The sequence below is a fragment of the Dyella sp. genome (assembly GCF_035486915.1).
GTDB lineage: Bacteria > Pseudomonadota > Gammaproteobacteria > Xanthomonadales > Rhodanobacteraceae > Dyella_B.
In genome coordinates this window covers 1-22,599 of sequence record NZ_DATHMR010000020.1, presented here as the reverse complement: position 1 = coordinate 22,599, position 22,599 = coordinate 1, and the positions used below count along the sequence as shown (strand labels likewise).

21 protein-coding genes are annotated in these 22,599 nt (G+C 59.9%); 5 read left to right on the top strand and 16 right to left on the bottom strand.

Annotation, left to right across the window (positions count from 1 at the left end):
• Positions 1–14 precede the first annotated feature (14 nt).
• Genes VK725_RS02230 through VK725_RS02205 form a run of 6 tightly spaced genes read right to left on the bottom strand, consistent with a single transcriptional unit; the run spans position 15 to position 5,648 of the window.
• A complete protein-coding gene (locus tag VK725_RS02230) occupies positions 15–1,031 on the bottom strand; it encodes an NADP-dependent oxidoreductase (RefSeq protein ID WP_325316428.1) in 1,017 nt (338 codons plus the stop codon).
• A gap of 26 nt (positions 1,032–1,057) precedes the next feature.
• Complete coding sequence (locus VK725_RS02225) at positions 1,058–1,846, bottom strand: SDR family oxidoreductase (RefSeq protein ID WP_325316427.1); 789 nt, start codon at positions 1,844–1,846, stop codon at positions 1,058–1,060.
• Positions 1,847–1,861: 15 nt separating this feature from the next.
• Positions 1,862–2,632, bottom strand: coding sequence for an SDR family oxidoreductase (locus tag VK725_RS02220; protein WP_325316426.1), 771 nt, complete (start codon positions 2,630–2,632; stop codon positions 1,862–1,864).
• 27 nt (positions 2,633–2,659) lie between these two features.
• On the bottom strand, positions 2,660–3,349 hold the full coding sequence (locus tag VK725_RS02215; RefSeq protein ID WP_325316425.1) for a histidine phosphatase family protein: 690 nt from the start codon (positions 3,347–3,349) through the stop codon (positions 2,660–2,662).
• Between the two features lie 2 nt (positions 3,350–3,351).
• Positions 3,352–4,422, bottom strand: a complete 1,071-nt coding sequence (locus VK725_RS02210; RefSeq protein ID WP_325316424.1) for a phosphotransferase family protein — start codon at positions 4,420–4,422, stop codon at positions 3,352–3,354.
• Entirely contained in the window at positions 4,422–5,648 is a 1,227-nt protein-coding gene (locus VK725_RS02205) for an acyl-CoA dehydrogenase family protein (protein WP_325316423.1), read from the bottom strand. The genes VK725_RS02210 and VK725_RS02205 overlap by 1 nt, the downstream gene beginning before the upstream one ends.
• 126 nt (positions 5,649–5,774) lie before the next feature.
• Here VK725_RS02205 and VK725_RS02200 point away from each other — a divergent pair, with 126 nt between their 5' ends.
• Positions 5,775–6,689: a LysR family transcriptional regulator gene (locus VK725_RS02200; protein ID WP_325316422.1), complete on the top strand. Its 915-nt coding sequence runs from the start codon at positions 5,775–5,777 to the stop codon at positions 6,687–6,689.
• A gap of 55 nt (positions 6,690–6,744) precedes the next feature.
• On the opposite strand, the gene plsB is transcribed toward VK725_RS02200, so the two are convergent.
• From plsB to VK725_RS02185, 3 genes are all read right to left on the bottom strand, one after another.
• Positions 6,745–9,384: a glycerol-3-phosphate 1-O-acyltransferase PlsB gene (gene plsB, locus VK725_RS02195; RefSeq protein WP_325316421.1), complete on the bottom strand. Its 2,640-nt coding sequence runs from the start codon at positions 9,382–9,384 to the stop codon at positions 6,745–6,747.
• A 289-nt stretch (positions 9,385–9,673) separates the two neighbouring features.
• Positions 9,674–10,651, bottom strand: a complete 978-nt coding sequence (locus VK725_RS02190; protein ID WP_325316420.1) for a hypothetical protein — start codon at positions 10,649–10,651, stop codon at positions 9,674–9,676.
• Positions 10,652–10,889: 238 nt separating this feature from the next.
• Positions 10,890–11,798: a 5'-nucleotidase, lipoprotein e(P4) family gene (locus tag VK725_RS02185; RefSeq protein ID WP_325316419.1), complete on the bottom strand. Its 909-nt coding sequence runs from the start codon at positions 11,796–11,798 to the stop codon at positions 10,890–10,892.
• Between the two features lie 50 nt (positions 11,799–11,848).
• Here VK725_RS02185 and VK725_RS02180 point away from each other — a divergent pair, with 50 nt between their 5' ends.
• Positions 11,849–12,913, top strand: a complete 1,065-nt coding sequence (locus tag VK725_RS02180; protein ID WP_325316418.1) for an AI-2E family transporter — start codon at positions 11,849–11,851, stop codon at positions 12,911–12,913.
• Positions 12,914–12,919: 6 nt separating this feature from the next.
• Here VK725_RS02180 and bluB read toward each other — a convergent pair whose 3' ends face one another.
• Complete coding sequence (gene bluB / locus VK725_RS02175; RefSeq protein WP_325316417.1) at positions 12,920–13,627, bottom strand: 5,6-dimethylbenzimidazole synthase; 708 nt, start codon at positions 13,625–13,627, stop codon at positions 12,920–12,922.
• Between the two features lie 8 nt (positions 13,628–13,635).
• Complete coding sequence (locus VK725_RS02170; protein ID WP_325316416.1) at positions 13,636–15,618, bottom strand: UvrD-helicase domain-containing protein; 1,983 nt, start codon at positions 15,616–15,618, stop codon at positions 13,636–13,638.
• 199 nt (positions 15,619–15,817) lie between these two features.
• Here VK725_RS02170 and VK725_RS02165 point away from each other — a divergent pair, with 199 nt between their 5' ends.
• A complete protein-coding gene (locus VK725_RS02165; protein WP_325316415.1) occupies positions 15,818–16,450 on the top strand; it encodes a thymidine kinase in 633 nt (210 codons plus the stop codon).
• A gap of 33 nt (positions 16,451–16,483) precedes the next feature.
• Entirely contained in the window at positions 16,484–17,263 is a 780-nt protein-coding gene (locus VK725_RS02160; RefSeq protein WP_325316414.1) for a hypothetical protein, read from the top strand.
• 7 nt (positions 17,264–17,270) lie between these two features.
• On the opposite strand, the gene mutM is transcribed toward VK725_RS02160, so the two are convergent.
• Genes mutM through VK725_RS02135 form a run of 5 tightly spaced genes read right to left on the bottom strand, consistent with a single transcriptional unit; the run spans position 17,271 to position 21,429 of the window.
• A complete protein-coding gene (mutM, locus tag VK725_RS02155) occupies positions 17,271–18,098 on the bottom strand; it encodes a bifunctional DNA-formamidopyrimidine glycosylase/DNA-(apurinic or apyrimidinic site) lyase (RefSeq protein WP_325316413.1) in 828 nt (275 codons plus the stop codon).
• A gap of 1 nt (position 18,099) precedes the next feature.
• Positions 18,100–18,594, bottom strand: a complete 495-nt coding sequence (locus VK725_RS02150) for a hypothetical protein (RefSeq protein ID WP_325316412.1) — start codon at positions 18,592–18,594, stop codon at positions 18,100–18,102.
• Positions 18,591–19,916, bottom strand: coding sequence for a GldG family protein (locus tag VK725_RS02145; RefSeq protein WP_325316411.1), 1,326 nt, complete (start codon positions 19,914–19,916; stop codon positions 18,591–18,593). Before VK725_RS02145 ends, VK725_RS02150 begins: the two co-directional genes overlap by 4 nt.
• Positions 19,916–20,689 (bottom strand): ABC transporter permease, encoded by a 774-nt coding sequence (locus VK725_RS02140; protein ID WP_325316410.1) that lies wholly within the window; start codon positions 20,687–20,689, stop codon positions 19,916–19,918. Before VK725_RS02140 ends, VK725_RS02145 begins: the two co-directional genes overlap by 1 nt.
• On the bottom strand, positions 20,686–21,429 hold the full coding sequence (locus VK725_RS02135) for an ABC transporter ATP-binding protein (protein WP_325316409.1): 744 nt from the start codon (positions 21,427–21,429) through the stop codon (positions 20,686–20,688). Before VK725_RS02135 ends, VK725_RS02140 begins: the two co-directional genes overlap by 4 nt.
• A 166-nt stretch (positions 21,430–21,595) precedes the next feature.
• Between VK725_RS02135 and VK725_RS02130 the strand changes: the two genes are divergently transcribed.
• Positions 21,596–22,599, top strand: a 1,004-nt coding sequence (locus VK725_RS02130; protein ID WP_325316408.1) for a DesA family fatty acid desaturase, incomplete at its 3' end; no start/stop codon positions are given.

Genomic DNA, 22,599 nt, shown 5'->3' with positions numbered 1-22,599 from the left:
CGTGCAGCGCCGACTCAGTCCTCGTTCGCAACGCGCAGCAGAAGCTTGCCGCGATGGCTGCCGTCGAAAAGTTTGTTGAGCACAACGGGCGCGTTTTCCAAGCCATCTTCGATAGTTTCTTCGGCTTTGATACGGCCTGTTTGTACCCAGCCGGCGAGATCGTGCACCGCTTTGTTTGTATCGGCATAGTCGAATACGAGAAAACCGCGCACGGAAAGGCGCTTGACGATGATGACGCTGTAGTCGTCGCTCGGACGCGAGCCGCTGCTGTAGTTGGCAATCAGTCCGCACAGCGCCACGCGGCCGCCGTTGACCATGCGTGACAGCACGCCACGCATCACGGGGCCGCCGACGTTTTCAAAGTTCACGTGCACGCCATCAGGCGTGGCATCGGCAAGCGCTTTTTTCCAGTTCTCGTCTTTGTAATCCACGGCTGCGTCGAAGCCGAGTTCGTCGACAACATAACGACATTTGTCCGCGCCACCAGCGATGCCCACCACACGAGCGCCGCGCAATTTACCGATCTGTCCGGCAATCGACCCCACCGAGCCTGCAGCGGCTGACACCACCAGCGTTTCGCCCGGTTGCACGGGTGCGATGTCGGTGAGGCCGTAATAGGCGGTGACGCCGCTCATGCCGCATGCACCTAACAACGTAGGCAATGGTACGGATAGTTGAGGTGGCAACTTCACGTAGTCCTTGCGGCGGCGGTCCTCGATGACGGCGTAGTCCTGCCAGTTCATCAAACCCTGCACGAGATCGCCTTCGGCGTAGTGCGGCGATTTGGAAGCAACCACGCGGCCCAATCCCAGCGCACGCATCACCTCGCCGATTGCAACAGGTGGCATGTACTGCGGAATGTCGCTCATCCACACGCGATTGGTCGGGTCCATCGACAGGTACAACACGCGTACGAGAAATTCGCCGTCCTTGAGTTCGGGAACGGGCTGCTGTTGCAGATCGAAGTCTCCGCGCTTGACCAAACCTTCCGGGCGGGACTTGAGCCGAAGCTGACGATTGATGAGTGACATCGTGGGATACCTATGATGGTTTGTATTTAAACAGCGCAAGCGCCGCCGTCGAGCACCAGCTCGGCGGCTGTGACGTAGCGACTTTCGTCGGAAGCGAGATATAAAACGGCATAGGCGACATCGTCCGGTTCGCCGAGGCGTCGCATCGGAATGCCGCGTGTGAGTTTGCGTGTGGCTTCTTCTTCGCCAAGCGAATCGAAAAAGGGTGCCACGATGCCGGTACGGATAAACGCCGGATGGATGGAGTTGCAGCGCACATCCATCTTTTGTCGCGCGCAGTCGACCGCGACGGATTTGGTCAGCATCGCCACGGCCGCTTTGGAGGTGTTGTACGCTGTGTAATCCGGGTCTACCTTGAATGCTGCAACCGAAGAAATGTTGATGATCGAGCCGGGCTGCTGTTCGCGCAGAAACGGCATCGCGTATTTGCATCCCAGTACGATGCTTTCGACATTGATCGCCATAACGCGGCGCCATTCTTTCATTTCTATGTTTTCGACGCTTCCTAGCGAGCCGACACCAGCGTTGTTCACCAGCACGGAAAGTCCGCCCATGGCCTGCGCTGCTTCGGCCAGCAAGCGTTGCCACGTTGCTTCGTCACGCACATCCTGCGCAGCGGACCATGCGACGTGCGAGTCCGCATCCCGATTGATCTCGTCGGCCAGCGTTTTGACCGCTGCATCGTCGATGTCCGTGATGAACACCTTGGCACCGTGCCTGGCGAGCATCCGCGCCGTCGCGGCCCCCAGTCCACCTGCAGCACCTGTGATGAAAGCGCGCTTACCGGCGACGCGTTGAGCTGTCATGTCTGTCATGTCCATATCCGTGATTTAAACGCTGAGATAACCGCCATCGACATTCAGCACGGCGCCTGTGGTGTAGGACGCCGCGTCCGAAGCAAGATAAAGCGCGGCGCCGGCCATTTCCGATGGTTGCGCAACGCGGCGCATGGGTACATGTGCGAGCGCGTTCTTGAGAATGGCGGGCGTGTTGACAAGCACCGATGCAAACTTGGTATCGGTGAGTCCCGGCAACAGTGCGTTGCAGCGCACGCCTGATTCCGCACACTCCACTGCAAACGCTTTGGTCATCGAGATCACGGCGGCCTTGGTGATCGAGTAGATGCCTTGTTGAGGGCCGGGCACTACGCCATTGACCGACGCAACATTGACGATCGCGCCGCCACTGTTCTTGGCCATCAATCGCGCACCATGCGTGGACATGTAAAAGTAGCCGCGGATGTTCACGTCGACCGTCTTCTGGAAAATAGAAGGCTCGGTGTCGAGAATATTTCCAAAGAACGGATTCGTCGCGGCGTTGTTTACAAGAATGTCGAGGCGGCCGTGCTTCTTTTCGACGTGCGCGAACAACGCTTCGATTTGATCCAGTTCGCCGATATGGCATGCCACCGCTTCCGCGGAGCCACCCAGTTCGGTGATTTCACCTACCACTGTTTCGCAATCGGCGTGTTTGCGGCTCGACACGATGACGTGCGCGCCGCATGCGGCGAACAATTTGGCGACCTCTGCCCCAATGCCGCGGCTTGCCCCCGTGACGATGGCTATCTTGCCGGTGAGATCGAAGCTTGGCTGTGTGCTCATGATGTGTCGTCCAGTGGGTCGATGAGGTTAGCGAAGCGTGACCAGATGCTGGTCTTCACTTCGCTCCAGGTGAGGCCATGCGTTGTAGGTGACGAGACTCGGGCCTTGTTTACCAAGGCGCAGCCTCGTGAGGCTTGTGTTTACGAGCGACCAGCTAAGCATGAACGTCTGCGCGACAGGTGCTTCGAGAAGGCTATTGGCGATGACGGCGATCGGTCCGCCAGAGGTGAACGCCCAAATGGCTTTTACCTCGTGTTGTGCGAGAACCTTCATCGCTTGTTGCACATTGCTGCGAAACTGCGGCCATGTTGTCGTGTATTGGTCGTCATGCTCGCCACTGATCCAGCGCGTAACAGCCGATGCGAACAGCTGCTGAAATGCGCGCTGCGGATCGGGCGACTGCTTCAGTTCGGCACGCAGTGTTTCGTAAGAGGCAACGTCCGGGCGAAGACGCGCCAGCAGTTCTTCGTGATCCACCTCATCCAGGCCGTCGAGCTTCAGGAGCGGACGTTCGATGTTAGCGGCACGCAGGCACTCCTCCGCCGTCCGTTCATGTCGCTGGCGTGGCCCGATGGCAACAAGATCCGGTACGGCGCCACACGCCGCCAACCACGCACCAAGACGGCGAGACTGTTCTTCGCCGATTTTCGACAACCGATCATAGTCGGCGGCTCTAAAACTGGCCTGGCCATGACGGATGAGCAGCAGATTGCGCACGGTCAAAGCACCGAACGGGCAATGATGTTGCGGCAGCGGTTACCCATATAGCGCGCGGCATGGCCGAAGCCCGCAAACTGTGGGTTGGTCGTTTGACCAAGCACGACGCGCCGATAAATCTGCTGAATGATGACCATGAGACGGAACAGGCCGAATACCTCGTAGAAATCGAAGTTATCGACACTCCAACCCGTGCGCTGGCCGTAATAGTCGACTACTTCCCGGCGCGTGAGCATGCCGGGTGCATTGGACGGCTGGCGACGGAACGCCTGAAACGTGGCATCGTCATCCGTCTGTACCCAATACGCCAGCGAGGAACCCAGATCCATCAGCGGGTCCCCGATGGTCGCCAGCTCCCAATCGAGCACGCCAGTGATATGGAGCGGTTGCTCCGGATCGAGCACCACGTTATCGAAACGGAAATCGTTGTGGATGACACACGCCGCGTTATCGCGTGCCGGTTGTTTTAGCGCAAGCCACGCGAGCACGTCTTCGCAAGCGTCCGTGCCCTCGGTGAGTGCCTGATGCCAGCGTTCGCTCCAGCCGCCCACTTGCCGCCCGATGTAGCCCTCACCGCGTCCAATGGATTGCAGGTCCGGGCTCGATGTATCGACTTTATGCAAGTCGATCAGGCGATCGACAAAGCCAGTGCATAAAGTGCGGACATTGTCGGGCGTCCATTGAAGATCGTCTGGAATGTCGCTGCGCAGGATGATGCCGCGCAGCCGCTCCATTACGAAGAAATGCTGGCCGATGACGGATTCGTCTTCGCACGCGGCGACGATGGCTGGCACGTATGGATAGTGAGGTTTGAGCGCGGACATGATGTGCGCCTCACGCAGCATGTCATGTGCAGATTTTGCCTTGGCGCCTTTGGGTGGCCGACGAAGCACAAGTTCGCGATCCGGATAGGAAAGCAGATACGTCAGATTGGAGGCGCCGCCCGGAAACTGCCTGACAGTCGGTGCGCCGCGCAAGCCTTCGACATGTTGCTTGAGAAACGCATCGACCCCGGCGACATCGAACGCATCTTCATCGCGCAGAGTACGTGCCTGATCGACCGAGCCGCTCATCAGAAAAACTCCTTGCTGGCTTGCGCTTTGACTTCCAGTTTTGCGACAACGCCGCGATGCACTTCGTCCGGGCCATCAGCAATACGCAGCACGCGGGCGTACGCGAACAGTTGCGTCAGGGGAAAATCGTCGGAGAGGCCGGCGGCACCGTGAATCTGTATCGCAGCGTCAGCCGCTTGTTGCGCGACATTCGGCACCACCACTTTGATCTGCGAAATCAGGCTTAGTGCAGCCTTGGTGCCGTGTGTGTCGAGTGTCCACGCGGTCTTGAGCGTTAGTAGCCGCGCCTGATCGATCGCCATGCGCAGATTCGCGACGATATCCGCATTGCCGCCAAGTTCCGACAGCGGCTTTCCAAATGCGACGCGCGATGCGGCACGTTTGCATAGCAATGACAATGCACGTTCCGCGGCACCGATGGCGCGCATGCAGTGATGCACGCGCCCGGGTCCCAGTCGGCCCTGTGCGATTTCGAAGCCGCGTCCCGGTCCAAGGATGATATTGCTGATCGGCAAGCGCACATTGGTGAAGCTCAGTTCGCCGTGACCCGATGGTTCGTCGTAATGATGAAACACCGGCAACATGCGTTCGATCTTCACGCCCGGTGTATCGAGCGGACAAATCACCATCGTGTGCCGTTGGTACGGCTGCGCATCCGCGTCGCTTACACCCATAAAGATCACAAAGCGGCAGTGGGGGTGACCTGCACCCGTCGTCCACCACTTGCGGCCATTCAACACAACCTGGTCGCCGTCGATGCGAGCGGTGGCTTGCATGTTGGTCGCGTCGGAGGAGGCCACGTCCGGCTCGGTCATGCCGAAGGCGGAACGTATCTCACCCGATAAAAGTGGCTTCAACCACCGCGTTTTCTGTTCGTCGCTGCCGTAACGGTGCAGCACTTCCATATTGCCGGTATCCGGCGCGCTGCAGTTGAACACTTCCGGCGCGATGAAGGCGTGCCCCATGATTTCCGCGAGCGGCGCGTACTCAGCGTTACTAAGCCCTGCGCCGTGTTCGGCGTCGGGCAGAAACAGGTTCCAGAGTTCCGCATCGCGGGCCTTGGCTTTCAGCGTTTCCATGATGGCCGGTTGCCGCCAGGCGCTGTGATCGGGGCTGCCGGTTAGCGAGGCTGCGTAGACCGATTCGGCGGGAACGACCTCCTCGCGCATAAAGCGGATAAGGCGTTCGGCCAGGGCCTGGCTGCGTTCGGATGGGGCGAAATCCATGGATTCTCCTCCTGAATCCGGTCAGCCTACGCACTTCCATGGAATTAGTGAAATGAATATGCCTTATGGGTGGTCATTAATTTTGTGCATGGACTGGCGTATCCTGTCGACGCCTCTGGAGCCGTTATGGATCGCACCGACAGCCGTATCGATCTCAATCTTTTTCGCGTGCTGGATGCGATCTACACCTATGGCGGCGTGAGCGCCGCCGCACGTGTGCTGCACCTTACGCAGCCGGCCGTGACGCACGCGTTGAAACGTCTGCGCGATCATCTGGGCGATCCGCTTTTCGTTCGGCAGGGCAATCGTCTGCTGCCCACCGAAAAGGTGCGCACGATGATGCCCGCGGTGCAAATGCATCTGGAAGGGTTGCATGCGAGCACGCATGCGCAGCGGCATTTCGATCCTGCCAGACTGGAGCTGGAGTTCACGATTGGTTTTCGCGACATCCTCGAGTCGATTGCGTTGCCTGCGCTGTTAAAGCAGATCGAGCGCGAGGCGCCGCAGGTGCGCGTGGTGAGTCATCGTATTGCAGCGGACGATGTGGAGCGCGAATTGCGCGCTGGTACATTGAATCTCGTCGTGGACCGCCCGCTACGCGCGGGGCCACAAATCGTTCGCCAGCATCTCGTCGATGAATCGCTGGTGGTGATCATGCGTAAGGGGCATCCGTTATCGGCGCAACTGAAACGCAATGATTATCTTGCGGCCGAGCATGTCACCGTGTCGCCGTTAGGCGAAGCAAGCGCGCTTGATGTGTTGCTGAGGCAAAGCGGCACGTTCCGTCACGTGCGGTTGGTATGTCAGCACTATTTTTCAGCGTGTCAGATTGCGTCATCGACGGATCTGCTGATGACGGTTCCGCGTTCCTACGCCATCCATCTGTCGTCGTTGTTGCCGATGGCGGTCGTGCCGCTGCCGATCAAGCTGAAAGCCGTGCCGATTCTTGCGTTCTGGCACGAGTCGACGAATGACGATCCGGCACATGCATGGTTTCGCCAGTGCGTCATCGATGCGGTGACAAAAGGCATCGCACCTTAGGGTGCGATGCTGGCGGGTACGCGAAACAACGCAACTGCCGCCATCGGCTGCTCGATCAATCCTTGCCTTGATCGATGTGCTCGTGTTCGTGTTCGTGGTGTTCCGCGATCACGTGGCGCTGGTGCAGTTCTTCGCTGGTGTTGAGCGTCTCTGCCGGCGCAGGTGCCACCACTTCCTGCTCGGGAGCGGTACGCTGCGTTTCCGTGTCGTTGCCGGTGATCTTGAGAATGGAGTGACGCATCTCGCGGGCGAGAATCACGCGTGCGTCGCGCACCATGTCTTCGAGCGCGGCGTCGTAATCGAGCTTGCCGTTATCGTCGGTCCACACCACGCGTTGTTCGCGCAGCTTCTGGATGAAGCCGCGGAACAGCGCCTTGTCGAAAAATTCCGGTGCGGAGGGTTCGCTGAGCAGACTCAGACGTTGCGCGGTAAGCGTGCAGACGTTTTCGAGTTCCGCCGCGGTAATCGTGTGCGGGCCGTTCTTCGCCAGAGCAGCGATGGCGATGTAATAACGCTCAAACGCCTGTATCAGACTGCGTGCGATCACTTTCAGCTGATAAGCCGCGTCATCCTGGCCCGGGCCGCGTTCGAGCACGCGGCCTTCGCCGGTTGCTTCGAGCAAGCCTCGGCGCACGAAGAATTCGATAGTCGCCTGCAGCTGTGTGGCGAAACCCTCGTTATCCCACGGCAGGAATAGTTCGTTCTGGATGAAGGGGTAAATGATGCGGCCCAATCGCAGAATCGACGCGCGTGTCATGCGGCGGTTGTTAAGGAAGCAGCACGCCACCCATGCCGCGCACGCCGTCAGGTGCAGCACGTTGTTGCGGAAGTAGCTCAGCAACACCGCCTGCTCGGGTTCCATGGTCAGCACGTCGCCGAGCGGATGGCGCACGCGCGTGGTCCAGCCCATCTGTTCGCCGTAAGCGACGATGGCGGCCGGGTCCATCGGTGTCAGCGTCATGCGATCGGAGTAGGGCAGCTCTTCGAGCAGCGCTTTCATCAGGTCGAGCTGCGCGAGCAGATCGCTTTCCGCCATCGCGTGCTTGGGTGTCGCCAGCAAGGCGAGTGCGAGCAGATTGATCGGATTGACGTCTGCAGCACGATTGATGTTGACCTGGATCTTTTCAGACAGGTCATCGACCACCTTGTTGAGCCACTCCGGCTTGCTGCTGGGATCGACGACCGTATCGCGCCAGTTTGCGCTGGCTGCATCGAGCAGTGGCGTCAATTCAATCGGCTCGCCGAAATTCAGCGCGACGTGACCGTAGCGTTGGCGCAGCACGCCAAGGCCGCGAATCAAACCGATCAGCGATTCCTTTTCTTTCGGTTGACCAGACAATTCGCCTGCGTAGCTCTTGCCTTCCATCAGCTTTTCGTAGCCGATGTAGACCGGCTGGAACAATACCGGGCGGCGTGGCGCGCGCAGGAATCCGCGAACCGTCATCACCAGCATGCCAGCGCGTGGCGCGAGCAAACGGCCGGTACGAGAGCGGCCGCCTTCGATGAAGTATTCCATCGGCACGCCGCGATCGATCAACTGCGCGACGTATTCGTTGAAGACGACTGGATAGAGCGCGCTACCTTTCTTGAAGCTGCGGCGCAGGAAGAACGCGCCACCGCGACGGAGAATCGGTCCGATCAGCGGAAGGTTGAGATTCACGCCTGCGGCGATGTGCGGTACGACCACGCCCGATGCATGCAGTTGGTAAGACAGCAGCAGATAGTCTGCATGGCTGCGATGACTTGGCACATATACCACTTCATAGCCTGGTGCTGCGGCGCGGGCCTTGTCGAAGTGATGCATCGTGATGCCGTCGTACAACTTGTTCCAGAAGTTGCGCAGCAGGAACGACGCCGATCGCACCACGGGGTGCGAATAGTCGGCGGCGATTTCCATCATCATCTTGTGTGCGTTCTGCCACGACTTGGCGTAGCTGATGTTTTCCTTCACCGCCGTGGCGGTGATGGCGGCGCGCACGGGTTCGGCATTGAGCACGGCATCGACCACCGTGCGGCGGTGCGAAAGATCCGGACCGATCACCGCAGCACGAATGCGCCGGAAATGCGTGCGCAACACACGCGCCATCTTGCGGGCAAAGCGTTCTGGCTGTACTTCGCCGGCTTCATTCAAAACTTCGCGCAGCGATACGGGCGCGGAAAAGTGCACCACCGTGTCGCGTCCGTTGAGCAACAGCGCAAGCATGCGGCGGAAGCGGCCGACCATGACCCAGTTTTCCGAAAACAGTACGCGGAACCACCCGGTTTCACGCGACGGTGCGCGCCCCACATAGATGGACACCGGCACGATCTGGATATCGCGATCCGGGAAGCCTTCGATCGAACGCAACAATTGACCGAACGGTTCGTTCGGCGAGCGGGCGCGGTTGCGTCCGAACACTTCACCGTCACGACGTGCAAGCGCGAACACCGAACGCCTGCGGCGCGTGTGCAGCAGCGGCTGCATCGGACTTGGCAAGCCGGCTTCGCGACAGGCGCGATCGAGAATCAACGCATCGGAAAAACCGTCGCGTTCGATGACGTAGCAAACCGGCGCGTCGCTTTTGAGTAACGCAGCCGGTTCGGCTGGGTCGCGACGGATGCGGACCCAGGGTTCAAGCAGGTGCCCGGCGAGGTTGAACCACCAGGGGGCGCGGCTGCGGTATGTAGTTTCCGCGGTCGTAGAGCCTGTCTTCATATTCCAAGTGCCTCGCGCTGGGAGCTGCTTGCACGTAAGCCAAGGAAGAGGGAAGGCGCGTATGTCGATACGAAACTGGGTGATGACGCAGGATTGCGGGCAAACAGACCCAGCCCGAAGGGTTGTGTCTGAGTGGCCGCCATGCGGCAGCGCGCGGCTTGACCAGACAGCCAGTCTGGCGCTGCGCCACGCGCTACCACCTGACGGCCACTCAGCCATAACGCGAGGTACTTGGAATATGAAGACAGGCTCTTCAGCATCTGCATAGTGTAGCGGCTACCGCCTTATCTCACGGTTTAGCAGGCGCAGCGCTGGCCATCTTCACGCTACTGGCAGGTGCGGGCGCTGTGCCGGCGGGTGCCGGAGCGCTGCTGCTTGCCGCCGGTGCCGGATGCAGGATTTGCTCATGCTGGGCGTGTTCGCTGTTGATCAGATCCTGGCTGTACCAACGACCGTCGACCTGCACCAGTTGCGAGTCGCTGCTGAGCGGTTTGCCAAGCAGCGTGTAATCGATCTTCACATGCGCCTGATTGTTGTCCTGACTGACGGTGGTGACTTTCACGGAATTGAGCGTGTCGTCGACAGAGAGCCCATAAATCGTCAGAAGTTGTTTGATGCCGCCGTACGCGACGGAGTACTTCTTCATCGCGGTGTCGAAATCCATGTTCTGCAGTTGGTCCGCACTCTTCAGATCGAGCTGTCGCGTGGTGACGACAGCCACGCCCACAGCCTGCTTGGCCTTGTCCTGATCGAACCACGGCGTCTGCTGCGCCCACGGAAGCAGCACGTTGAGCACGTCGCGCGCCTGCTGTTTCTGCGGTTCGGTCATCGTCTTGTTCTGCGCGATGCCGGTGCTGATGATCGCCTGGCCGATACCGATCATGACCGGCAGCTGGTCGTGATACTGGGCATCCATCTGGGCGAGCTTGGGTTTGAGCTGGTCGTAGAGCTTGGTTTCCGCGTCGGGTGCGGTGAGCTGTTGGACGGCCTGGGTGAACCGGGCGCGGTCGTCGTCGGTGATCGGGCGTTGATTGGGGTTGGCGTGCGTCCAGTCGGCGCGCATGTTGGCGTAATCGGCCGGGGGCAGGGCGTGCTTCCAGAAGCCGTCGAAATCGCCGTTTTTGATCAGCGTCACAGATTGCTCCACGGCCGCCTCAGGCGTGGCGCCGCCGGGCGTGGCCACAGAGGCCTCTTCCTTGTTGTGGCAGGCAACCAGAGCGAGCATCGCCAGAAGCAGCAGGCTGCGACCAAGTGTCTGAAAACGCATGGAATATCTCATTTAGGAGGGCGGTCTCGTACGACCGGGCCAGCATGAGGCTGGCGGTGCATCTTAAAGAAAAACCCCACGGGCGTTGGGCCTCGCGGGGTGATGCCGGCATCGCCGGAAGGGAAATGGCCGTGCCCGCAGAAATTGGAGGTCAGCAGGATCGGCGGACGCCATGATACGGGTCCGCCTAAGTTCATGCAATACTTTAGCTATAATCAATTAACTCATTGATTTTAAATCAATCAATGCGCAACAGGTCGATCTTCTGGCGACGGCGTTGATCGCGTGGAGTGCCCCATTCGTTGTTGAACAACGCCGGTTCCCACGAGCCGTACGTCGGATTGGGCAGGACGAACCAGCGAGTGCCGATCCAGTTCATGTACGGAGCGATCGCCTGAGCGCGGCCTGCATCGGTGTTGGTCAGCACGCTCACGAAGTCACCGAGCTGATCGCCGAACTGCATCAGCACGCGATAGTGCTGACTCACCAACTGGCGGCGGCAGTTCTTCTCCGTGCCGACCTGATCGCAGCCACGCAGGATGGTGCCCAGACCGAGGAAGGCATCCGGACCGGATACGGGAAAACCGACCTTGCGCAGGTTGTCGATGGTCGCGGTGTCCAGATCCTGCGAGCGGTTGGAAATGTAGATCACCGCAATGCCGTGCTTGGCCGCGAACTGCGTGAACGCCACGGCACCCGGCAACGCGCGTGCACGTTCTTCCTTGCACCACGCTGCCCAGTCGGCTTCGTTGTATTCGCCTCCGTTGCGGATCAGACGCGCCTGATAGGGCGAGTTGTCGAGTGCGGTTTCGTCGATATCCAGAATGACGGCAGGTTTCAGACCTTTGTACGGCGCGATGCGATCGTCCTTGGGCAGCGCATCCCACTGCTTGTCCTTCAGCGCGCCAAGCAATTGCGTCTGTGCGTTACGGTAGGTTTCCAGATAGATCAAGTCGTGCTCGACCGCCGTCTGAGTCCACGCGACCGCATTGAGGTTGTCATCGGCAGGCGTGGCAGCGACAGGCGTTGGAGCGCTGGCTGCGGCAGCAGGCGCGGACGCCGCGGGCGAGGATGAATGCGGCACCTGGCTGGCGCAGCCGCAAAGCAACAACAACGCGCCGGTAAGCGCGGGCAGAGACTTGGACATGGAACACCCTGTAAAAGACGAACGAAGTCTGCGGAGCATGAAGTAAGTTTATGACAGACTTGCCGCCATCTGGGTCCCCCGCCAAGGTCAGCCACGTGCCAGCCATTTCCGCATCTGCTCGTGGTATCCGCATCGCCAGCTACATCCTTGCGGCGGGTGCTTTGCTAACGGTGCTCCTGCTGCATCTGCTTCCGGCCTTGTTTGCCGGGTTGCTGGTCTACGTCGTGGTCCATGCGATGACGCCGCTGCTTGGCCGGCGCATTTCCGGCGAACGCGCGCGACTGGTCGTGGTGACTCTGCTGGGTACCATCGTGGTGGGTGCGATCATTCTGCTGGTGATCGCTGCGATTGGCTTTTTCCGGAAAGAGTTCGGCGATCCGGACCTGCTGTGGCAACAGCAGCTGATGCCGATGGTTGAAAAAGCGCGTGAGCAACTGCCGGCGATGCTGTCCGGCTGGCTGCCCGACAGCGTGGACGAATTGCGCGATATGGCGCTCGATCTCACACGCAAGCATGCGTTGAGTTTGCAGACCGCAGGCAAGGAAACCGCGCGCGTGGTGGTGCGCATACTGGTGGGTCTTGTGCTCGGTGCACTGGTGGCGCTGAATCGTGAGCGCCCGCCGCATCAGGTCGGTCCGCTTGCCGCGGCGCTAGGTGAGCGCTGCCAGCATCTGGCCGAAGCGTTTCGCAACGTTGTGTTTGCGCAGGTGAAGATCTCGCTGATCAATACACTGGCGACCGGCATCTTCCTGCTCGGTGTCCTGCCGCTGATGGGCATTCACGTGCCGCTGGCCAAGACACTCACCGTGCTTACGTTTGTCGCCGGTCTGCTGCCGGTCATCGGCAATCTGATTTCCAACACCGCCATCACTATCGCGGGTTTATCGATATCGATCTGGGTTGCCGTGGCAGCGCTGGGCTTTCTGATCGTGATCCACAAGCTGGAATACTTCCTCAACGCGCGCATCATTGGCACGCAGATTCGCGCGCGCGCGTGGGAGCTGCTGGTGGCGATGTTGTTGATGGAAGCGGCGTTCGGCATCGCGGGACTTATCGCTGCGCCGATTTACTACGCGTATCTGAAAAGCGAGCTTGAAACCGAAGGAATGGTCTGAGCGCGCTCAGCTTGCATCGAACGGTTTGCGCACGGCACCTAGCAGCGCCTCGTCTTTCACCGCGTTATCCCACGTATTGGCATGGAGTAATTGCTCCAGCGGCAATCGCGAACGCCATCCGGCAATTTCAAGTTCCGGCTGCGGCAGAAATTCACTGACGTGGCCAAGACAAAGATAGGCAACCGGTTGCACGTGTTCGGGAAGGCCGAGCGTCTGCGCCAGCTTCGCCTGATCGACAATACTCACCCAGCCCACGCCGATACCTTCCACGCGTGCCGCCAGCCAAAGGTTCTGCACGGCAAGGCATGTGCTGAAAAGATCGGTTTCCAACATCGTGTTACGGCCCAGCACATGCGGGCCACCGCGTTGGCGATCGCAGGTGATGCAAAGATTGATGGGGCTGTCGACGATGCCTTCCAGTTTCAGTCGGCGATACAGCGCGGCGCGATCGCCCGAATAGTTGGCGGCGGCGTCGGCGTTGGCGTCATCGTAAAGCGCCTTGACTGCCCGCTTGACGTCGATGCTGTCGATCACCAGAAAATCCCACGGCTGCATGAAGCCTACCGACGGCGCGCGATGCGCGGCGTGCAGCAAACGTGCGAGCACCTCGGGCGCAATGGGATCGGGCAGAAACTGCGAGCGAACATCGCGGCGTTCGCGAATGGCGCGATACAGGCCTTCGCGTTGCTCGTCTGAAAAACAATGGTCAGTCATGATGCACCTCAATTGCCGGCGAGCATCGCCGCAATTTTCGCCATATGCGATTCCGCTGTTTCGCGCACGGCTTCCTTGTCCGCCTCGGGGTCTTTGCCTTCCCAGTGCAGATCGTCCTGCGGCAATTCATGCAGGAAGCGGCTTGGTTGATTGCTATGCACTTCGCCGTAGCGCTTGGTTTTCGACGACCACGAAAGCGTCAGCAACTCTTTCGCGCGAGTGATGCCTACGTACATTAGGCGGCGCTCTTCATCTGCACGGCCTTCGTCGATCGCGCCTTCGTGCGGCAGCGTACCTTCTTCGCAGCCGACGATGAAAACGAAACGGAATTCCAAACCTTTGGCGGCGTGCAGTGTCATCATGCGAAGTTCGTTGCCGGGTTCATCGCGGTCGGCATGATTTAACAGCGCCAGTTGCGATGCCAGATCGCCCGCGCCGCTGCCACCGCGTTGCATGGCGCGGAACCAATCGGCGAGTTCGCGCAGGTTGCCCAGGCGTCGCTCGCGCAATGCCGGATCTGGCGTGCTTCCCGCCACGTGGGCGGCGTAATGGGTGCGAGTGAGTACGCGCTCCACCAGATCCGCGGCGCTTTCGTGAAGCGAGGCGCTGCGAAGTTCATCGAGAATGTCGGAGAACGATGCGAGCGCCGCAGCGGGGCGCGGGGTGAGCTGCTTCAACACGCTATCGCTGCGCGTGGCTTCGAGCAGGGAGCAATGTCGTGTTTGTGCGATCTGGCCCAACTTCTCCAGCGTCGTCGCGCCGATCTCGCGCTTGGGTACATTCACTACGCGTAGGAACGCGGCATCGTCGCTGGGATTGGTCAGTAGGCGCAGATAGCAAAGCAGATCTTTCACTTCGGCACGATCGAGAAACGACATCGAGCCGGTAAGGTGATAGGGAACGCGCGCCAATCGCAGCGCTTTCTCCAGCGGACGCGCCTGGAAATTGCCGCGGTACAGAATGGCCATGTCGTGCCAGCGCACTTTGTGCTTTTCCGCCAGCGTAGCCGCCATGCCGGCGATGCGTTCGGCTTCGTGCTCCCCGTCCTTGCATTCGATGATGCGAATCGGCGCGCCTTCCGGGTGTTCGCTCCACAGCTTCTTGGTATGAAGGTGCGGATTGTTGGCGATCAATTGGTTCGCCGCGCGCAAAATGCGTTTTCCGCAACGGTAGTTTTGTTCCAGCTTGATCACGCGCAAGGTTGGCCAGTCCTTACCGAGCTGGTCGATATTTTCGGGATTGGCGCCGCGCCATGCGTAGATCGACTGGTCGTCGTCGCCCACGCAGGTGAAATTGCCGCGATCGCCAGACAACGCCTTCAGCAATCGATATTGCGCATCGTTGGTGTCCTGGTATTCGTCTACCAGCAAATAGCGCAAACGTTCGCGCCACGCAGTGCGGCAAGTTTCATCGTTTTCGAGAGTGCGTAGAGGAAGGCGGATCAGGTCGTCGAAGTCGACGGCGTTGAACGCGGCAAGGCGTTGTTGGTACATCTCGTAAATCGTTGCCGCCTCAAGCTCGCGCGGACTGCGCGCTGCAGCGAGCGCTTCCTCCGGCGACAGGCCGCTGTTCTTCGCGCGGCTGAGCAGATTGCGCAAGCCGAACAGCACGTCAGGCTTTACACCCTTCGGCGCCAGTTCCTTGACGATGTTCTCGGTGTCATCCGCATCGAGCACGGAAAAGCCGCGACGCAGACCGGCGCGGTCGTGTTCGATCTGCAGGAATTTCAAACCCAGCGCGTGGAACGTGCAGACGGTCAGCGCTTGCGCATCCTCCGCGCTCACCAGCTTGCTCACACGCTCGCGCATTTCGCGCGCCGCCTTGTTGGTGAACGTGATCGCTGCAATCTTCGACGCCGGCAGCTTTCGCCGCTGCACCAGGTGCGCGATTTTCTGCGTGATCACGGAGGTCTTGCCGGAACCGGCGCCAGCCAGCACCAGCAGTGGGCTTTCGACGTGTTCGACGGCAGCCAATTGTTGGGGGTTCAGCATGTGGCGGCTAGTTGGATGAGGTGGCTACGGCGTAGCGGTCGATCCTAGCAAACCGGCGGTTACCGGAGCAGGCTTGTATTGAGGAGCCTGTCTATGATCTCTGCGTGGCCCGGGCCACGCAGAGATCATAGACAGGCTCCGTACGTCCCGATGGCAGCGCCTCGCGTTACCATGCGCCATCCCGCAAGCCCGGATCCGCATGGCCAAGCTCTACTTCTACTACTCGGCAATGAATGCCGGAAAGACCACCAACCTGCTGCAAAGCGCTTACAACTACTACGAGCGCGGCATGCGGACGCTGATTCTCACGCCTGCGCTGGACAATCGCTATGGGGAGGGCGTGGTCGCCTCGCGTATCGGGCTGAAATCGCAGGCACGCCGTTTTGGCGGCAAGGAAGATCTGCTGGCGCTAGTGAATGCGGATATCGCCGCGCATGGTGCACTGCACTGCGTGTTCGTCGATGAGGCGCAATTCTTAAGCAAGGCGCAAGTCTGGCAGCTCGGCGACGTGGTCGATCAGCTCAACATTCCGGTACTGGCGTATGGTCTGCGCACCGATTTTCGGGGCGAATTGTTCGAAGGCAGCAAATACCTGCTGGCCTGGGCCGACAGTCTTGAGGAGATCAAGACCATTTGCCACACCGGCCGCAAAGCCACGATGGTGGTGCGCGTGGATGAACAAGGTCGTGCGATTACCGAAGGCCCGCAGGTTGAGATTGGCGGCAACGAGCGCTATGTCTCGGTGAGCCGCGCCGAGTTCAAGAAGATTACGCAGGGACGCGGCCGTATCGAACTGCTACAGCCGGGTTTGCCGCTGGATGGCAAGCACTGATCCACATCAGCGCCGCATATCAAGGAACAACGCATGAGCAATCCGATTTACTTTCCCGCGTGGGAGCGCCCCCATTGGCAGCCGAACGATGAGGAAATCATTCTGCACTTCTACGTGTTCGGCGATTTCAAGCCGATTCGCGTCCCGTCCGAACCGTATGGCAGCGATGGCTTGCCCGAAGGCATGGAAGTAAACAGTTATCACAACCACGTGCTGCGTGACTGGGAAGGCTATCCACTGAAAGGCGCACTCGGCGACCTGTTCAAAAGCGATTCGCCGGAGGCCTTCGAAGCGGCCACGAAAGCGCCACAGGTTCTCGTGGTTCGCGGACGTTTCAAGGATAGCCGCGATACCGGCTACCTGCGTGACACGTTTGGCGTACTGGCCGGTTTGCTCGATATCGGTGGCGTGGCGATTGTCGATCCGCAAATCCTATCGATGTTCTCTGCGGACGAATGGCGTCAGCGCTACCTCATCAAGGACGGTGCACCGTTGCGCAATCACATGCTGATTCTGCGCGATCAGGAAGAAGAACCCGGCCGTATCTGGATTCATACGCGCGGGCTGCGCAAATTCGGTCGCCCCGACATCAGCCTGCATAACGTGCCGGTCGAACAAGGCGATCACGCCGGCGCGCTTTGCCAGCGGCTTGCGGAACTGCAGGCGCTGGGTGCGCATTTTGTCGACGGGCAGACACTCGAAGTCGACGGCCTTTTCGGCGGATTGACTGCCGAACTCGGCGGCGGTTACGACGATCCGCATTTCAACAACACCTGCGTCGAATTTTATTGGCCCGGTTCCGAGGAAGCGTGACCCTCGCTCACTTCTGACAAGTGGGGCACCAGAACGTCGAGCGCTGTCCGATCGCCTGTTGGCGAATGGGTGTGCCGCAGACTTTGCACGGTTCGCCTGCGCGCCCGTAGACGAACAATTCGCGGAAGAAGTAGCCAGGCGCACCATCGGGATTGAGAAAGTCGCGCAATGTGGTGCCACCACGCTCGATGGCCCAGGCAAGGATGCGTTTTACTTCGGCGGCAAGACGTTGATAGCGCGCGCGTGAGATAGATACCGCCGGCTTGCGTGGATCGATACCGGCGGCAAACAGCGCCTCGCTCGCATAAATATTGCCGACGCCGACCACAATGGCGTTGTCCATCAAAAACAGTTTCACCGCGGCCTTGCGGCCGCGCGAACGTTGCCACAGCAGATCGCCGTCGAACGCATCGGTGAGTGGTTCGGGGCCAAGTCCTGCCAGCAGCTCATGCGTGGTGCCAAGCGGTTGCCAAAGCAGACAGCCGAAACGGCGTGGATCGGTGAAACGCAGGATGCGTGCAGGCTTTCCCTTGGCGGCATCGACGAGTATGTCAACGTGATCATGCGCACCTGGTGCGATATCCGGCGGTAGTACGCGCAATACGCCACTCATGCCCAGGTGCAGGATCGCGCTGCCTGCTTGCGTCTCCAGCAAAATGTATTTGGCGCGGCGCTCTATGGCTTCGATGCGTTGTCCGGGAAGAAGCTCGGAGATCTCGCGCGGAATCGGCCAACGTAAATCCGCGCGGCGAAGCGTCACGCTGACGATGCGCCGACCGACAAGGTGCGGTGCGATGCCTCGTCGGGTGGTTTCGACTTCGGGTAATTCAGGCACGTCAGAACGCCTTGATGTTGCTGCTTTGCGCAGAGCGCGGCATATAACGCAGCGAGACGATGCCCACGCGATCGCCGACGCTCGCATAGGCACCCTGGCCGATGGCCGTCATGCCGCCGAACAAAATCGTTTGGCCGTCGAGCTCCAGTTTGGCTTGTGGCGGCGAAAGGCCGATCTTGGACAGGTCGTACGTAGTTGCCGGTTGCCAACTTTGCACAGGAGCGGCAGCAATGTTTATCAATTCGCCAAGGCGCAGATCGTCGGCGCGTTCGGGTTCGGCCTGATCGACGCGCCACCAGTGGTTGTCACGTTTGATGTAGTGCTCCGTTGCGGCTTTGCCCACTTCCAGATTCACGCGTGTAATTGAATCGGGCTTGAGCGATGTCAGTGTGCCAGGCGCTGATTGTTGATCGCTGCGCACCTGCCACCACGCGGCGGCGCCCAAGACGACCACCGCCAAAGCAAAACCTATCAGTCGACGTGTCGATCGCGTCATGCGCGACGGCGGCGCCATGTAATTACGCCCCCGATGATCAACAGCAACAAAGGAAGCAGGACGATGAAGCCGATGCTCAACACATCCAGCTCCGTTTGCGACACGTTGAGTGCGCGATCCGGCGCACCGCGTGGCGGCATGCTGAGCAACTGATCGTCACCCAGCAGCCAGTTGAAAATGCGTTCGCCCAGTGCGCGATTTCCCCCGTTGCCGAGGAAACTGTTGGAGAGAAAATCGCCGTTACCGATGACGACAACGCGTTGTTCGCTTTTTGCCGGGCTCGGTGAGAGACGGCTCAGTGCGAAGCCAAAATCGAGTGGCCCCTTCAACGGTGCCGAAGGTGCACTATCCAACGATTGCATGGTCGCTTGAGGACTGGTGCGCAGAATCGGATCGATTTTCCATTCGCTCTTGCGCGTTTGCGCAAGCGGAGCCACTTCAGGAAACAACGTAGCCAACGTAAAGCCGCGTGTGATCGCGCTAGGCGGGTAATCGCCCAGCGCAATCATGCGAGGATCTTTCAGTCCCAGTGCAGCGTTGGAGGCATCGATCACTACACCCGGAAGCACGCGTATACCCAGTGCATCGGCGATCGGCTGCAGGCTCGGATCCTGATTGCCCGGATCGGCGAGCCACAACACGTTTCCGCCGTTGGCGATGTAATCGCCCAGTGCCTTGCTGGCGCCGGCCGAGAGCGCCGCTTGCGGACTGGCCAGCACCACGAGGTCGGTGTGGTCCGGAACGCTTGTCACTTGCGAGAAATTCAACGGTACCGCGCGCATGCCGCTATGTTCGAGCTGCGACATGAATGTACCGAGATCGGCGTTGGCATCACCGCCGGCGCGCCGTTCGCCATCGCCGGTGACAAACGCAACGATGCGATCGCTACCTCGAACAAGACGCTCAAACGCATCGGTGAGTGTGAGTTCCGTCATCGTGTCGAGGCGCTGCTCGCGATCGCGGTAGCGCAAAATCAATTCGCCATCCACCGTAATGCCGAGGTTGCGCATGGAGGCGGGATCTTGCTGCGGGTCGACAAAGCTCAAATGCAGATCGGGTTTGACCTGCTGATAGCGTTTGAGCTCCCTGGCGACGCTTTCGCGCAGATCGCCTTGCGGACTGGCATAACTCACGATATCGACGGGTCCGTCCAGCTTTGCCAATATCGCGCGTGTTTCGGGCGGCACGCTGGCGCGACTGCGATAGGTCCAGTCGCAGACGATGGCGTGGCGTGACGTAAGAAAACCTAGCGCGCCTGCAGCGACCAACACCAGCAGCGCAAACAGCCAGCCATGCAAGCGTCGGGTGAACGACATGCTCATCAGCCGCGCTCCCGGTCTGATGCCAGACGGCGTATGCCAAGCGCCAATGCCACAGCAATAGCTAGCACGAACCACGCGATGTCCGCACTGGAAACCACGCCGTGCATCAGGTTGTCCTGATGCGTGCTCATCGCCACCCAATTGATAAAGCCGTTGTCGATGCCAGCGCGTTGGGCGCCGAGGTTGATGCAATACAGAGTGAGACTGATGATCAATGCCGCGACGGCAGCGACGGCAGAATGCTGCGCAAACGCAGAACACGCCAAGCCGATGGCAGCCAACACAGCTAGCGCCAGAAACGTACCGAGCGTGGCGGCGGCGAGCTTGCCCCAATCGAGCGTTGCACCGTGCGCGAGGCTGACCGGAATGGCGAGCGCAAGCAGCAACCACAGCGCAAGCCAAACGAGCACCGCCAGATACTTGCCGATCAGAATACGTGTGGCCGACAAACCGCTGGCGAACAGTAGCGATAGCGTTCCCGCTGAGCGTTCGGACGCCAGACTCGACATCGTCAACAGCGGCACGATCAGTAAAGCCAATTCGATCAGCGCGAACGGCAGCGCAAAACTGCTCAACAGCGGTATCAGAACAATGTCGGTATATCCGGGGCCATCAGGAATACTGGCAAGTTGCACCTGACTCAATAGAAAGAATTGCAGCAGCAGCGCAAAGCGCCAGCCGAGTTCGGCCAACGCGAGCGCGGTGATCACCCAGCCAAACGGGCGCACAAAAAGACGACGCAATTCCAGGCGCGTCACAGCGAAAAGTGTCATGCGGCTTTAGCCATCGCGATATCGAAGAATGTTTTTTCCAGCGCGTCGTGCTTGTCGGCATCCAAGGGCGCGTCGTAACGCAACCGGCCTTCATGCAGGATCGCAACGCGATCGCACACCGCGGTCACTTCCGCCAGCTGATGCGTGGAAAGAATCACGGCGGTTCCATTCGCCGCCAGTTCGCGCAACAGATTGCGCAATGCGACAACTTGCACGGGATCGAGCGCATTCGCCGGTTCATCGAGCACCAGCAGGGCAGGGCGATGCAACAGCGCACAGGCAAGCCCCAATCGCTGGCGCTGACCTTGTGAAAGTACGCCGGCGAGCCGCCGCTGCAGATCGGTCAACTCCAGCTTCTGGATGATCGCGTCACATGCCTGAGTCAGATTCACACCTTTCAACCCACGCAGCCGGCCATGCGCCAAGAGATGTTCCCGTACGGTCAGTTCTGGCCACAAAGGGGCACCTTCGGGCAGCCAGCCGATCGCCTGTCGGGCTAGTTCGGGGCGCTCAAGGAAGTCATTTCCCTGAATGCGAAGCATGCCGCTGTCGGGTGTCAGCGCCCCTGCGATCATCGCCAATGTGGTGGATTTGCCCGCCCCGTTCACGCCGAGCAGCCCAAGGACCTGCCCAGCCTCCAGCCGCAGGCTCAGGTTGCTCACGGCGGGACGTCCGGCACGGTGCCGGGTGACATCTTCAAGTTGCAATATGGAAGGTGAAGCGGGTTTCGGCGCGTTCATTGCTTGATTGTCGGGGCGACCCCATACGTTACACAACCGTTCGCCGTCACGAAGCGGTGTTTTAACGGAAGTGCAAGCGGTGGAGCATTAGCATGGTCCGATCCGTGCTGGTGGGTATGGACGCCCTCGACTAGACTGCCTTTTCAACGTACCCGGGTATATCCAGATGTTTGATGCTGTGCTGAATTTCCTCTCCGGCGGTCTGCTCCATACCGGTTGGTTGACGATGGTCGTCTACCTGCTGGTGATGACTCAGATCACCATTTTCACGGTCACGCTTTATCTGCATCGCTGCCAGACGCATCGCGGTGTCGATCTGCATCCGCTTATCGCGAATTTCTTCCGTTTCTGGGGCTGGCTCACCACGGGCATGGTTACCAAGGAATGGGTGGCGGTGCATCGCAAGCACCATGCGAAGGTGGAAACCGAGGAAGATCCGCATAGCCCCCAGATCTATGGCCTGAAGAAGGTCTTCTGGGATGGCGTCGGTCTTTATCGCGACGCCAGTGAAGTGAAGGAAGATCTGGAAAAGTACGGCCGCGGCACGCCCGACGACTGGATCGAGCGCAAGCTGTATAGCGGACATCCGTACTGGGGTCCTACGTTGATGCTGCTCATCAACCTCGCACTGTTCGGCGTCATCGGCGCAGCGGTGTGGGCCGTGCAGATGGCGTGGATTCCGTTCTGGGCCGCTGGCTTCGTCAACGGTGTCGGCCACTGGTGGGGCTACCGTAACTTCGAAAGCTCCGACACGGCGACCAACCTCGTTCCATGGGGCGTTTGGATCGGCGGTGAAGAACTGCACAACAACCATCACGCTTTCCCCAGCTCGGCCAAATTCGCGCTGCGCAAGTGGGAGTTCGATATCGGTTGGGCTGCCATCTGCACGCTGCGCGCCGTGGGTCTGGCCAAGGTGTTGCGTGTAGCGCCGACGCTGGATGTACGGCCTAACGTGCATCTACCCGATGCCGAAACGCTGAAAGCCGTGCTCACCCACCGTTTCCAGGCCATGACCGACTTCTATCGCAACGTCATCGTGCCGACCCTGCGCGACGAAGCGCAGCATGCGGGCGAAAGCATCAAGGCGACGCCGCGCCGCATGCGTCGAGCACTGGCCGATGGCGGCCGCTGGCTGGACGGCGAAAGCCGCGAACGCATGCAGGCCGTGTT

Coding starts and splice junctions, on each gene's coding strand:
- VK725_RS02230 (WP_325316428.1), bottom strand. CDS start 1,031: ATGTCACTCATCAATCGTCAGCTTCGGCTCAAGTCCCGCCCGGAAGGT.
- VK725_RS02225 (WP_325316427.1), bottom strand. CDS start 1,846: ATGACAGACATGACAGCTCAACGCGTCGCCGGTAAGCGCGCTTTCATC.
- VK725_RS02220 (WP_325316426.1), bottom strand. CDS start 2,632: ATGAGCACACAGCCAAGCTTCGATCTCACCGGCAAGATAGCCATCGTC.
- VK725_RS02210 (WP_325316424.1), bottom strand. CDS start 4,422: ATGAGCGGCTCGGTCGATCAGGCACGTACTCTGCGCGATGAAGATGCG.
- VK725_RS02205 (WP_325316423.1), bottom strand. CDS start 5,648: ATGGATTTCGCCCCATCCGAACGCAGCCAGGCCCTGGCCGAACGCCTT.
- VK725_RS02200 (WP_325316422.1), top strand. CDS start 5,775: ATGGATCGCACCGACAGCCGTATCGATCTCAATCTTTTTCGCGTGCTG.
- plsB (WP_325316421.1), bottom strand. CDS start 9,384: ATGAAGACAGGCTCTACGACCGCGGAAACTACATACCGCAGCCGCGCC.
- VK725_RS02190 (WP_325316420.1), bottom strand. CDS start 10,651: ATGCGTTTTCAGACACTTGGTCGCAGCCTGCTGCTTCTGGCGATGCTC.
- VK725_RS02185 (WP_325316419.1), bottom strand. CDS start 11,798: ATGTCCAAGTCTCTGCCCGCGCTTACCGGCGCGTTGTTGTTGCTTTGC.
- VK725_RS02180 (WP_325316418.1), top strand. CDS start 11,849: ATGACAGACTTGCCGCCATCTGGGTCCCCCGCCAAGGTCAGCCACGTG.
- bluB (WP_325316417.1), bottom strand. CDS start 13,627: ATGACTGACCATTGTTTTTCAGACGAGCAACGCGAAGGCCTGTATCGC.
- VK725_RS02170 (WP_325316416.1), bottom strand. CDS start 15,618: ATGCTGAACCCCCAACAATTGGCTGCCGTCGAACACGTCGAAAGCCCA.
- VK725_RS02165 (WP_325316415.1), top strand. CDS start 15,818: ATGGCCAAGCTCTACTTCTACTACTCGGCAATGAATGCCGGAAAGACC.
- VK725_RS02160 (WP_325316414.1), top strand. CDS start 16,484: ATGAGCAATCCGATTTACTTTCCCGCGTGGGAGCGCCCCCATTGGCAG.
- VK725_RS02150 (WP_325316412.1), bottom strand. CDS start 18,594: ATGACGCGATCGACACGTCGACTGATAGGTTTTGCTTTGGCGGTGGTC.
- VK725_RS02145 (WP_325316411.1), bottom strand. CDS start 19,916: ATGAGCATGTCGTTCACCCGACGCTTGCATGGCTGGCTGTTTGCGCTG.
- VK725_RS02140 (WP_325316410.1), bottom strand. CDS start 20,689: ATGACACTTTTCGCTGTGACGCGCCTGGAATTGCGTCGTCTTTTTGTG.
- VK725_RS02135 (WP_325316409.1), bottom strand. CDS start 21,429: ATGAACGCGCCGAAACCCGCTTCACCTTCCATATTGCAACTTGAAGAT.